This window comes from Niallia sp. FSL W8-0177, from assembly GCF_038006285.1.
GTDB classification, from domain to species: domain Bacteria; phylum Bacillota; class Bacilli; order Bacillales; family Cytobacillaceae; genus Niallia; species Niallia circulans_A.
Window position 1 is genome coordinate 4,752,790 of sequence record NZ_JBBOUX010000001.1, and the last position, 12,951, is coordinate 4,765,740.

14 protein-coding genes are annotated in these 12,951 nt (G+C 31.6%); 4 read left to right on the plus strand and 10 right to left on the minus strand.

Features of this window, described 5'->3' with window-relative positions; all coding sequences use genetic code 11:
* Positions 1–39: 39 nt before the first annotated feature.
* The 4 genes from NST77_RS23335 to NST77_RS23345 are packed head-to-tail and all read right to left on the minus strand — an operon-like array spanning position 40 to position 1,487.
* Positions 40–432 carry a tyrosine-type recombinase/integrase gene (locus NST77_RS23335; protein WP_341123639.1) on the minus strand — a complete coding sequence of 131 codons (393 nt, stop codon included), beginning with the start codon at positions 430–432 and terminating at the stop codon, positions 40–42.
* Positions 413–586 carry a hypothetical protein gene (locus tag NST77_RS25970; protein WP_445668912.1) on the minus strand — a complete coding sequence of 58 codons (174 nt, stop codon included), beginning with the start codon at positions 584–586 and terminating at the stop codon, positions 413–415. The genes NST77_RS23335 and NST77_RS25970 overlap by 20 nt, the downstream gene beginning before the upstream one ends.
* Complete coding sequence (locus NST77_RS23340) at positions 568–1,251, minus strand: Arm DNA-binding domain-containing protein (RefSeq protein WP_341123640.1); 684 nt, start codon at positions 1,249–1,251, stop codon at positions 568–570. Before NST77_RS23340 ends, NST77_RS25970 begins: the two co-directional genes overlap by 19 nt.
* Positions 1,252–1,253: 2 nt before the next feature.
* Positions 1,254–1,487, minus strand: coding sequence for a helix-turn-helix domain-containing protein (locus NST77_RS23345; protein ID WP_341123641.1), 234 nt, complete (start codon positions 1,485–1,487; stop codon positions 1,254–1,256).
* A gap of 289 nt (positions 1,488–1,776) precedes the next feature.
* Here NST77_RS23345 and NST77_RS23350 point away from each other — a divergent pair, with 289 nt between their 5' ends.
* Entirely contained in the window at positions 1,777–3,834 is a 2,058-nt protein-coding gene (locus NST77_RS23350; protein ID WP_341123642.1) for an AAA family ATPase, read from the plus strand.
* Positions 3,821–4,750, plus strand: coding sequence for an HNH nuclease (locus NST77_RS23355; protein ID WP_341123643.1), 930 nt, complete (start codon positions 3,821–3,823; stop codon positions 4,748–4,750). The genes NST77_RS23350 and NST77_RS23355 overlap by 14 nt, the downstream gene beginning before the upstream one ends.
* A 208-nt stretch (positions 4,751–4,958) precedes the next feature.
* Here NST77_RS23355 and NST77_RS23360 read toward each other — a convergent pair whose 3' ends face one another.
* From NST77_RS23360 to NST77_RS23380, 5 genes are all read right to left on the minus strand, one after another.
* Positions 4,959–5,138 carry a hypothetical protein gene (locus tag NST77_RS23360; protein WP_341123644.1) on the minus strand — a complete coding sequence of 60 codons (180 nt, stop codon included), beginning with the start codon at positions 5,136–5,138 and terminating at the stop codon, positions 4,959–4,961.
* Positions 5,139–5,228: 90 nt separating this feature from the next.
* Positions 5,229–6,857, minus strand: a complete 1,629-nt coding sequence (locus tag NST77_RS23365; protein WP_341123646.1) for a recombinase family protein — start codon at positions 6,855–6,857, stop codon at positions 5,229–5,231.
* Complete coding sequence (locus tag NST77_RS23370; protein WP_341123647.1) at positions 6,841–8,271, minus strand: recombinase family protein; 1,431 nt, start codon at positions 8,269–8,271, stop codon at positions 6,841–6,843. The genes NST77_RS23365 and NST77_RS23370 overlap by 17 nt, the downstream gene beginning before the upstream one ends.
* A gap of 10 nt (positions 8,272–8,281) precedes the next feature.
* On the minus strand, positions 8,282–8,452 hold the full coding sequence (locus NST77_RS23375) for a hypothetical protein (protein WP_341123648.1): 171 nt from the start codon (positions 8,450–8,452) through the stop codon (positions 8,282–8,284).
* A 58-nt stretch (positions 8,453–8,510) separates the two neighbouring features.
* Complete coding sequence (locus NST77_RS23380) at positions 8,511–8,657, minus strand: hypothetical protein (protein WP_341123649.1); 147 nt, start codon at positions 8,655–8,657, stop codon at positions 8,511–8,513.
* A gap of 544 nt (positions 8,658–9,201) precedes the next feature.
* Between NST77_RS23380 and NST77_RS23385 the strand changes: the two genes are divergently transcribed.
* Positions 9,202–9,405 carry a hypothetical protein gene (locus NST77_RS23385; protein WP_341123772.1) on the plus strand — a complete coding sequence of 68 codons (204 nt, stop codon included), beginning with the start codon at positions 9,202–9,204 and terminating at the stop codon, positions 9,403–9,405.
* 45 nt (positions 9,406–9,450) lie between these two features.
* Positions 9,451–11,046, plus strand: coding sequence for a hypothetical protein (locus NST77_RS23390; RefSeq protein WP_341123650.1), 1,596 nt, complete (start codon positions 9,451–9,453; stop codon positions 11,044–11,046).
* Between the two features lie 386 nt (positions 11,047–11,432).
* On the opposite strand, the gene NST77_RS23395 is transcribed toward NST77_RS23390, so the two are convergent.
* Positions 11,433–12,620 carry a hypothetical protein gene (locus tag NST77_RS23395; RefSeq protein WP_341123651.1) on the minus strand — a complete coding sequence of 396 codons (1,188 nt, stop codon included), beginning with the start codon at positions 12,618–12,620 and terminating at the stop codon, positions 11,433–11,435.
* Positions 12,621–12,951 lie beyond the last annotated feature (331 nt).

Below are 12,951 nucleotides of genomic sequence, written 5' to 3' on the forward strand. Positions count from 1 at the left end.
GAAAGCGAAAATGCGGGCATTCTTGCTTTCAATGGATGCTTATATAAGGCCACCCATATGTTTACTAAATTTATCAGCGGCTTCTGTTTTCATTACCTTAGTTACATGGAGGTATATCCTTTCGGTTACCTCATCATCTTCGTGGCCTAACCGATCCTTAATTTCTTCTAGCTTTACTCCTGCTTCAGCAAGAAGGGATGTATGTGTATGACGAAGAGAGTGTGGAGTAAGCACTGGATTTAACTTTGTCTTCTTTAATAATCGAGCCATACGGCTTTCAACAAATTTTATTAAGATAGGGTAACCGGGATGGCGGTTAAAATTAGAAAATACATATCCGTAGTTACAGTAGGAATCGCCTAAATGTTTAATAAGTTTTTCTTGTTCCTCCTTATGTTTTTTTAATATGTCGCTAACTACTTTGCTTACCACGATTTTTCGACGAGAACTTTTGGTCTTCGGCGGAACTAGGTTCGAATTTAATAGTGTTGTTGTCTGGATTAAAGTATGTTTTAGTGATATGAATAGTGCGCTTATCGAAATCTATATCCTTCCACTTGAGTACTACTAATTCACCGACACGCATCCCAGTGGATGATATGTAGTAAATATTGCATTGTCCAAAAATAGCCCTTTATTTCTTACCGTATTTAGGAACAATTCAAGATCTTCTCTTTCAAAAAATAAAGGTAGGTCTTCTTCATCGGATTCTATTATGACTTGCGGGTCTTTTTTTATATATGCATTTTGTGTTGGGTCTATTTTAAGCATTCTTTTATTAACAGCCATTTTAAAAATCATTTTTGCAGTAGTATGGACCCCTTCAATTGTACTTCTAGAAAAATCTTGAACTTTTAAATCATTTAATGCGGATTGGTACATTTCTTCTGTGATGTTTTTAAGCTTTATATGGGCAAAGTAAGGCAATAACTTTTTGATGCTGTATTGTCTTAGACGAATGGTTCCGGGTTTGGGTCCATTTCTTTCAATATAAAGTAGTAACCAATCGTTAGCCCACTCTTTGAATAACATATCTGATTCTTTAATAAAGATACCTTTGTTTACTTCCGTAATTAGTGCGGCTGCAGCTGCCTCAGCTTCTTGTTTAGTTTTAAAGCCACTCCTAGATTCTTGTTTTCTTTTACCTGTCTCTGGGTCTTTCCCCACATCTATTATAAATGACCACTTCTTACCACAAGTGCAATTGTTAGAAGGGCATTTGCAACCTCTTTTTCTAAAGTGACCTTTCATCGTTATTGATTAACCTCACTTTTCTTTTTTAACTGTATAATCCATTTTTTAAAATCTGACTTTTCCACCCTTTTTGATGTACCAATTGCAAAGTTTGGAATACCGCCGTGTTCTACATGTGTTAGAAACAACTCATAGACCCTTCTTCTTGAAATTCCAAGAAATTGTGCAATGTGAAGTGCTGTTAAAGTATCGGGAAGTGATTCCCAAGTTGTATATTTTCTTGTATTATCCATTTATTTAAACCCCCATAAAATTTGTTAATTTGCTTATTTTTATGAATCAACCGGCTAAATTCTCAAACATTATAGCGGCATTTTTTTGACATTCTAAGGGGTTTTTGAAGAAATAATTTATTTATTTATAAAATAGTATATAAATCATTATGAATTGCTAAAAAAGTATCCAAATTTGGTTAGTAAAAGTCCATAATTAAAGCAGCTAAGACTTGCATTTTAATAGCTATTAGCTTGGTACATATTTATAGAGTTTGTAAATAAAAAAGAGATTTTGGAGGAGAAAGAGATGGAATTAATTTATGCTTGGATAGAAAAATTCAGGAATTATAAAGAGGTTGAATTGAATTTTAGTGAAAAATTTAAAATTAATTATGACCATGCCAATAAGGCTATTAAAGTTGTTCCGAATGAGACTTATATTTCAATTTATCCAGAATATATTACCAATATCAATGCAGTGGTAGGAAGAAATAGTGTGGGCAAAACAAATCTATTAGATGCAATAGGACTAAGAACGAATGATAGGAATAAAAACAATGCAGAGTTTGAAATAAGGTACAAACAGAAGAAAAAATTAGGTTATCAAATACCAGATGATGTAGAGGCTGAAATTAAAAACTCAATTTATTTTTTCCTTTACTATATGGGTAAAGATAGTAATGATCAAGATTTGTTTTGTATAGAGGGGAATGATATTGATAGTTTCCAAGACATAATAAAAAGTGATTTTGATATTAGTAAAGACTATTGGAGAAGTAAATATTGGTTTGCTTTTGTATGTAAGTATGTCGAAGGGAGGTTTATTTATAAATATGATTTAAATTCAAGAATTGGAGAATATAGAACTGAAATAGAAGAAAATGAAACTAGATTATACGGTGACAGTAGAAGAGAAATGGATAAACTTGCAATAATTTCATTAAGGGAAAATCTCAATGAAAAGTATTATGATGCAAGTTCTACGAAGCCAGAGGATGATTATAAGATTTCTGTGCCAAGGAGAATTGGTACTTTTCAATCCAAATTTCTTTCAAAGAAAATTGAGATGCTATTTAATCAATTGCAAAAGCCTAAAAGGCTAATGTTTAAAGATAAGGTATACATATTAAAAATAAATTATGACGATTATTTTCTAAAAAATAGTTTTGATGAGGAAAACAAATTGATCATGAAGTATTCTTATAACGATCTTGATGGAAAAGAACAAGAAGTGTGTAGAGTACTTGAATCCTTTGTACAATACTTTTTTAATTCTATTAAAAATAATATAACAAGTGAAATGATAATAGAGATTAAAAGGCAAACTATCGAAATTAATCTTAAAAAGATGTCATTTAAAGGATTAAAAAACTATTATTATAAAATTATAAAAATAATTGCTGATACTTACTTTGAAGAAAAGGAACATAAGCAGTATGTTCTAAACTGTTTTATGGATGTAGTTGAGGAATTGTCAAAAAACAAAAATATAAAATTTAATGAAAATTACATAACTTTAAAGCTCACAAAAAATGCACCTATTGAAGAGTTTTTGAATGTGATTAATAAAACTGTGGATGAAAAAATCCAGAGCATCATTAGTGATAGAGAATTCTCTGTTTTTAGTGGATTTTTTAGTTATGTAATTGAAGATATAAGTGATGGAGAAGCTGCTTATCTTGGCTTTTTTGCATCATTAAATGAACAGGTTTCTTCTCTTACTCCTAATAAAGAAAATTATATTATATTATTAGATGAACCGGAGGCAAGAATGCATCCAGAATTGACAAGAAACTTTATAAACGAGTTAGTACTCTTTTTAGGTGATCTAAGCGAGAGCAAAAAGAAATTTCAAGTTGTCACTTCGACGCACTCTCCTCTTATTTTATCTGACATTCCAAATACTAATATGATTTATCTAGAAAAAGATAATGATGGTAATTGTAGAACTATAAAAAAAGGACTTAATACTTTTGGGGCTAATATCCATATTCTTTTAAAAGATGGATTCTTTATGTCGTCAACAATGGGGGAGTTCGCAACTAATAAAATAAAAGAAGTCATTTTATTAATTAATACATATAGCGTAGGAGATGTAACTCAAAGACAAAGAAATGAGTGTTTATACATTATTAACTCTATCGGTGAACCTTTGATTCGAAACAGAATAATGAAAATGTTTAATGAGAAATTTGATTTAGATTACACTGATTTATATAATGAAAATTTACAATTAAGGGGAAAATTGAAGAAATATGAAGAACCTAGAAAAATTAATGAAACAATTGAGATTTTAAAGAGACAAATTGAAAGTCTTCAAGTACACGTAAGTGAATTGGAGGGAAAACTTAGTGATAAAGATTAATATAGAAGAAAAAAGTAAAGAAACAATTCAAATAGAACACTTTAAGGATACAAAAATAAGAGCAACGAAAACTATTGAACAATTAATACAGCTACCAAAATATAAAAAGTTGAAAAATTATATCTGTGATCTTTCTGGAAATATCGATGAAGCAAAACTAAAAAAGCTTTTAACTGGGAGAAAAAGTGATTTAATAGAAATCATAAATACTATCGGGATAATAAAGTTAGATAAAAAAGATCCATTTGAAGCTTTATATACAAACTTTACTAACAGAGTGTGGTCAAAAACACTTTTGGAGATATTAAATATTAGAGTGTGCCCGTATTGTAACAGACAATATACATTTACTTTGAAAAGTGATGGAATTAGGCCACAATTTGACCATTTCTTTCCTAAAAGCCTATTTTCTTATCTGTCAGTGTCTTTGTATAATTTGATTCCTAGCTGCAGTATATGTAATTCAAAAAAACAGGACTTGGATACATATAATAGTACTAATGATTTTTATTATCCCTATGAGGATGAGTTTGGGTTAGATGTAGTCTTTCAGACAAGCACTATTGATAATGACTTTTTATACTGGACTGGTCTTAGTAATAATTTTGATATAAAGTTGGTATGCAAAAATAAAAAACACAATTGTAAAGTGGATAATCTGAAGAAACACTTAAAAATTGAACTATTGTATAAGCAACATAAAGACTATGTTCGAGATATTATTCGAAATGCAGTTATTTATAACGGGAGCAGAATTGATGAATTAATGGCAGAATTCCCCGATTTATTTCAGTCTAGAAATGATGTAATTAATACAATATTTATGAATAATTATGATCAGGAAAGTTGGGGTAATAGACCTCTATCCAAGTTAACACATGATATATATAAAGAGTTTAAAATATTTACTAAATAGATAGTTTATTGGATCATATCTAAAAGGACTAAATAATAATATCTATAAAATGTAGAGGTACTATCTGGAGGTCGGGAAGTGGTGTCTAGGAAGTATTTATGTGTTTTAAGGAGTAATAATGATTGGGTCAGATGGTTTATTGGGAATTGGCAGGCATTTTAGTCAATCTTTCTTGAAACTAATTTTTACCAATTAAAATAATTAAGTTTTACTGAGTAAAACAGTTATAATACTTCGGCAAAGTGGGCATAAAGATAATAAGCCATTCGGTAATGTAATCATCGACGTATCCCTCGATAAGTACTTTGCCGAATAAATATGGCAGAAAAGCCTTGATATCAATGGGATTGCTAAATTTGTCATCTAAAGTTTGAGATGAAACCGTCAAATGTTTCGGTATTGTAAGCAGTAGAAGCAGTTTTTTTTCGGTAAAGTAAGCACTGCTATATAAAAAAACTGCTGTTTTATAAACAGCAGTTTATGCAGATTCATCATTAATGGTATTGATCACATTTTCTATTTCCACAAAAGGTGTGAGTCGATAACCAATTGTTGTTTGATTATTGGTGAAAAAGTTGATTGTAATTTTCTCAACTGCTAGCAGTAAAAGTGAGCGTTGTTCTTCAAACGAGTAATGTTGGATATCCTGTTTAAATCGCTCTATTAACTCGTATAGCATGGGGTCATTGAGTTGGTATTTAATTTCTTCTTTAACAGCAAGACATTGTAGTTTCTGACTTTCAATAGCAGCTATTTGTAATTCAAAGCTCTCTTTAAAATCTAGATGATATTCATGTTCTTCTTTAAGGATACTTAGATTATATTTTAAAGACTCAAGCTGTTTTGTCGAATCTGATATCTTTTCATTTAAAATTTTCTTCCATGCATGAAGAATTTTATTCGCCTTTTCTATATAATGCTTTAGTTCTCTTGTCCAGCGGGTTGAAAAATCGCTTAGTATCGTCTGATGTATTTCTTCCATTGAGGTTTTTTTCTTGCATTTAGGACAACGATAATAATTATATTTCTTTGTTGAATTAGCAGGTGTAGCATTCTTGGCAACTAGCTTTTCTCCACAGTTTTCACAAAAAACAATATCACGCAAAATAAAGGGACTATTCATTCGGTCTTTGTTTTGTTTAAATTCACGGAAAAACTGAGTGACCTTCCATAAATTTGGGCCTATGAGTGCCTTGTGGTGATTTTTAAATAATTCAATCTCATCTAGTGGTTTCTTTTTACTAATATGATAGCTTGTACGAGAAAACCATGCTAAATCCCCAATGTACCAATAGTTATTTAAAATATACCTAATACTCGAATCTGACCAACCTTTTGCATCAGCGGATGGCGGCGGAATTGAAGCCTTTTCTAATAAATCAGCAATTTTCTTATCACTATAACCAAAGCTATAAAGGTAGAATATGAATACCACTAAGTCTGAGTACTCATTTGTGTTAATCTCATCATCAGTCAATGTTGATTTGTCATAACCAAATGGATTTCGTGAGCCGGGTCTTTGTGGAGTAGGAGAGTCCTTAATAACACTTTTATGGTAATCATAGCCTCTTTGTGATTTATTAACGACCTCTTCATGTGCATATGCAAGTTTAGCTTGAACATAAGGGTTGTTTTCATCCCATTCTCCATCTATTTGAGTTGAATAAACAATAAAATTTGGGCGTGTTTCTTTAATAGGACCAAGAATATTTAGGACAAAGTCTTCGATTAATCTTGTTACACGGGATTCTTCATAAAATATTGCTGCAGTAACATTTGAATTACTTAAAACGTATTGTTTCATGTTAAGCATTACTTTACGTTTTTGAGCGGGTGTGTGGTAAGCAGAGGTTGCCTCATCAATAAATAATACAACAACTTGATATCCCTCTAATTTTGCTCTGGAAATGACCACTGATTCTTGCATTTCAAGTGAATGGCCATATGTTTGCTTATCATCTGACCAGCGTACGTAGCCAGTCAGTATTTTTACCGGGTCCATATAAATATTGAATGGCAAAGTTACTTGCTCATAATTTGGACGAGGACGATCTGTAATCAAATACATGCCGTTAACGGTATAGACGTTTTTATGCTCGAAGCTCATCAAGATCACCTTTTTCAAAGTATCTACCGAATGTAACATGGTAAATTAGTGAATTATTGCTTACTTCAATTTTTGAAAAAAATAGATGGCATAAATAATACAAATCGAATCCTTGCATTTCCACAATCATATTGACTTTAATCATTCGAATATGGTCATTTATCCCTTTACGTGCCTCTTCAATTTTAATAATAATTATATGAATTTCTTTGATGTTTTCTTTAATTCTCCTAGAAGACTGTACTAATTTATCCAACTTGGCATTTGATTGCGCTGAATAATTTTCGGTCATTTCTTTGTGAATTTTGTGCAATTTCCTATTAATTACTATTAGATTTTGTTGCTGTTCTGTCTGTAGATGTCTTAAATAAGCCAATAAGTCGCCCTTTAATTTTTCAATAGAGATTGAGCCTACTACCTCATTTAAATGATTACTAATTAAATCGTTATATACATTAACAGGTATCATAAATTCTTGGTGTTTCTTTTTGCAGACATAATAACTGCTTTTCCCTAACTCTGATGTTCTGAATGTCATCTCTTTCTTACAAATGCTGCAGTGAGGGATGATGATGCCATGACTACTTGCAAGAGTAATGGCATCAAATATCTCATTTTTTAATTTTTTCAGTTTCAACTGATTGTTTTGGAAATCATCAAGTGAAATGATTGGTTCCACATGACGTAATTGTTCATATCCATATAGTGTTTCCATATGTCCTGAATAAAATGGATTTTGTAAATACCTTAGTAAATCATCATATTTCTTATTTTTAAGGATTTTCTTATATGTCAAAAGAATTGCAAACAAACTTTCGGCGTTGTCCACCTTTTTTACGGAAAGAAGAAATGTTTTTAATTCCTTTTGAATATTATCATCTGGAACGTATTTCGTGTCTTTTTTTCTACCAAGCTTTTTATACCCGAAGATATTTGATGGGTATTGTTTATTGGTATCACTTCGTCTTCCAGAAATACTTTGGCCTTCCGTTTGTGCAAAAATACCATACAAGGCTTCGATGGATAGTTTTTTTGAAAATGGCGGTTGTTTAGTTGAAGTGAAAATGACGTTTGCATCGTATTGATAAAATTCTTTTACGAGTGACACATACTCATAAAAGTTCCGGGCTAATCTATCTCGACTATACACGATAATTGTTTTTATTAATCCTTGTTTTAACAATATGCGTAATTCCTGTAGAGCAGGACGCTCATCCATTGAAAGTTTGTTCGCTGATACGTCATTGTCTTTTAACCAAATAACAGATTCCTTTTTATAGTTATGATTGTTTACATAAGCTTCTGCTAACAGAATTTGTTTCTGGATGTCCTGCTGAGCAGAACTAACGCGGCTATAGACGATAACAAATTCGTCATACAATTTCTTTGAATCAATATATTGTGGTATTTCCATTGTTAATCACTTACTCCTTTTCAGTAATTTGTTTGCTTTTCATAAGCAGCATCCCTTTCAATTTAGGATCTAAATCTAGCTGATCAATCAAGATTTTTTCCATTAAACGTTTAAGAAAATAATAGGATTCGGTTTGTAACTCTTCATTAAACGTCACCTTGACTATAGGTTTTCGCGACATAAACATTCCTCCCGTCAGTAATTACTTAAAATCTTTGACGGGAGTGAGTTTATTTATACTAGTTGTTGTTTTTTCGAATATTCAAATGTAGTTGCAACTGGTAAGAATGGTTCTGTGTTTTACTCTTATCTATCGGTACAATCATAATCTTTGGCTCAATTTTTGGTACTTTTAGTTCTTGAAGTAATTTGAGAAGACTTTGCATTGGCGCTCCTCCTTTGTTTAACGTAGTAATAATGAAATCGCTCAATGATTGCCTTCGAGACGCCTACCTCTTCGGAACAATCTAATACTTTATTAATCCACTGAGGATCTAATTTTTTTCGTTTTTTCTCTTCCAATTGAAAACCTCCAAGATAAACAAAAAAGCCCGCAGTACATGGTTATCTAACAAGATAACATCATGTAACCTGCGGGCTTCGCTTGTTTGGTTACACATTATTAGATTTGAATTAACCGGTTAATCAGGAATCATTATATCTTGGGATTTCTTTCGTTTTAATATAAAATCATCGTTTTTTTTAAGATTAACAAAAGAAAAAGAAGAAATGCTCAAAGCACTTCTTCTTTCCTCTGACCTACAAATTGCACTAACGTGTATAGTATGCTCAACTAACAAAATTTCATACCGAACAATGTCAAAAATATTCAATACAAAATTTCCATGAATAAAATTACAATTTGCTGTCTATTAATGTAAGCGAATAAATTATAGTGAAATTTGTAAGGAGTGCTGTATTTTGAAATTAGTGTATTTTAATGATACGGGGAGATTGGTGAAAATTCATCCAGCGACACATGCTCATGGATGTGTTGTAAAAAAAGAACCCATTAAACCCTTAGAGGAAAGGGAATTTACTCTTCCGGAAGGAACTTATGCTTGGATTAAAATGTGGGATTATGAGGAATTTGGTTTGAGTATTTTGGTGTCTCCTATGACTGATACAACATAAAGAAAAATCTATGTACCAATATTCCATTGATAAGGAGATTCAATAGTGGGAACGTATATTAATCTATCTATGTTAACTAGTAACATATCAAATTTAGAATTGGAACAAGTTTATGAGGAAAGTTTAAAACTAGTATATGCTTTTCCATTTGCGGATGTTGATAGACGTGAGTTTTGTGGAAGTAAATTACCCGTCTATGTTAAATCAGCAGAAAAAATCAAACCAGAACGGCATTGGTCTATAACAGGTGATTTGAAAAGTAAAAGATTTGCTGAAACATTTAAATTGTACAGGGATATCAATCACTATCAATCGGTACAATCAGAAAGTAGTGGTAGAGATATTTTATTTGAAGAAGACCAATTGATGAATGATGTCTTTAATTCTAAAACACAGGGCTATGAATATCATCTATACATTTTAGCAATTGCAATGTTAATCGAGAGCCGTTTGCCAAACAATGCTTTGGTAAGTGGAAATATTGATTACGATCAATGTGTAAAGGCAAAAAAATGGGCTAATCAATATCTTTCAGCACCAATCGAAATTCCTGTAAGAGTTGATGTAGACAAATTATTTTCTAGAACAGCTCATTTTAAAAATGAAATGGAACAGGTTCAATTCATTAATAAATGGTTAATCGCAGATCAGGAGGAAAAGTTTAAGGTTATTTATAATCGTTTCGCTAAAAATACATTTCTAAAGTGGTTTAGTGATGAATTAAAGGCATACTCTTCCCCTAACCAGCTTGGTGCTTTGAAGTTGTTAATTAATTTCATTAATGTAACGGATGATTTATATAATTTACTTGATATTATATGTAAGTCCAGAAAAGGACCAAAAATTTTGGATTCAGAAGTAATCAGGGCAGTTGCCCGTACATGGGTTTGCTTGCCAAGAGAAAAGTTCTCCTTTCTAGATGTATTTGCTAAAGTTTCTGGTCATCCCGAAGTAATTGAGAGGCAATTTGATTCAGTAATATTGGATATGATGTTCGTTGGCCGGGGTATGAATACTTATATTCCATTAACTGAGGTTGTGAAAATCCTAGAGGAATATTCAACTCATCCAGTATCTAAAATCGAATCGATGTTAAAACAAGAAATTTCTAAAATTGAAGAGCAATTATTGGCCTTCCAGAATCAAATTCGACCAGTGCTTGAAATTACGGAAGCTTCCACTGAAGACAAAATGTATTTAGCCGACGAAGATGCCTTTTTATATTATGACGGCAGCAAGATTGTATTAACTGACGAACAAGAATTAACATTAAAAGCTATTGCTTATAGTATTAAGACATTCTTAAATAGAGAAGGTGAAGGTGTATTAAAGGAATTTCTCTCTGTACCTTTAGCAAAACTAAAGATGGTTTTGGCTGCGTTTGTTAATGAAAAATATAATATGATTTTAACCGAACAAGCGTGGCAGTGGATTGAGAAATTAGATGACCCTCTTTTGGTAAAGGTGTTACTCGCCAAGTTAATAATTGATGATGCGGATAATCTAAAGAACGTTAAAACTCATTCGGATATTCGTAAAGCTATGTTTGAGAATAAATTGGTTGTGCAGAGGATTGCTGAGTATATGAATGATGAGAAGATGATGCAGGAAATTGGAAAATTCGTAAATCAAACAAATTAAAAATTAATTAAAAAATGCTTCGTTACATGGTGTTTATTTAAAGTGATTACGGCTACAAGAATGTACTATCTCTGCCATTTTTTTCAGCAGTTGCCATGAAATTTACCACTTGCTGTCAAAGTATTTACCAATAGAAAATCGTCAACGATTTAGAAGTAAAAAGCATAAATCCTCCATATTTTCACCGAGGATTTATGCTTTTTGGTCTTCCGCAATCACACGGATTGTGGAATATCATTTTCTATTGAATAGTATCGATGTACTATCCCATATAGTATATTCTTTCTTTATATGTGCGACTGTGATAACCCGACTCATACAATTTAATTAAGACATATAACATAGGAAAATATTTTTCTAGGGCTATCCATTTAATTGTCTCAATATTAGTCTTTTCCTCTGAGATATCCTCTAACAGGTGTACCATCTTTTCTAGTATATGAAGTAACCGGATGCTTTACAGGTGATTTTCTAGTAAATTCCTCATTTATTTTGGATTGAGGAACATGGTCGGTCAGAGGAGACTTAACATCTTTTTGTTCTATACCTGAAGTTTTACTAGATTTAGAGACTCTAAGTGCGGATCGTAGCACCTCACCTGTAACCACTATAAAAGGTTCAATTATTTCAGGATGATCTTTAACAAATTTTACTGGCTTAGACTTGGCGATTTTTGTTCCCATTTCTGCTAACCATTCCATAGGCTTTGATTTTTTATTTACAGGAGCTGACCTATTCCTTTTCATAACTTCTTCCAAAAGTTTTTGGGCTTTTAATTCTGCGTTTCTTCTTATTGTTTCTTGTTGTTTTTCAAATGAATATTTTAAATGAGCATCATAATTGAATGCGGTCCATTCTCTTTTCTTCGGGATAGTATCCCTTGCATATTGACGAGCCTTCTTAACGGCAGAAGCAGTTGGTCCTGTCTGTTGATTTGCAACCCTACGAAGGAATTTATTACTAAACTTTAATATTTCTTCTGAATTAAAATTTGGTGTTAGAATTACTTTCTGTGGATAATTTTCTTTTAACTGATTTAGCTTAAAGATATGCTTTTTAGTTAATTTTTTTTCATCAGATAAAATATTATAAAAATCATAAAAAGGAATACTTCCCTCATGACTCCAGACTTTTTCAAGTTGATTGATAAGGTAAGCAGCTTGACCTGTTTTAATATCAGGACCAGCTATATATTTGTATCTTTCCCCAACTTTTATTATGTGAAGGATATCGGCTTTCGAACTTGAATCTGGATTTAAAAAAGTGAAGACTACATTTCCGTTATTCCTTATAGAGTTATACTCATAACATACAATCCACTCTGCAAGATGACCTTTCCACTGGCTATAGTTAAATTGGTATTCTTTTTTGGTTCCTAAGTATTTGAATGTATCCAAAGGTGAGGTTGCCTTATTAACCATCCGATTAAGTGTTTCTTTGGAATGTTTATACGGCTGAGCATAACGATTAATTGCGGTCTTTACAATATCCCTAAACTCTATTGGAATTGTATATGAAAAAGTAAATAAATCGAATATTTCATTTATATCCAAACAAGCCCTTTTATCATTCACCCCAAACCCCTCCTTCCATTATTATACATTTATTTTTTGATATTTCATCAATTAAAACATACGAATCTATTAATCAAGAAATTAGATCATCTTTGAGAGCGTGGAGTACACGTAGCATTTTTAATTGTTATTTTTTTTCGATTTTAAACACGCATAATCTTTGCCAGCTAATTTTTAAATGTAAATTTTAGCAAAGTTTGTAGAAAGGTTTATGGTAAAATATTCAATGAAAGATTGAAATTAAAAACAAAGTGAAGCCGCTTCTTTCCTTTAGGCAGCGCTTTCGATTAATATGTACTTTTTCTTAATAAAACTGTAGGGAGTGAGATAC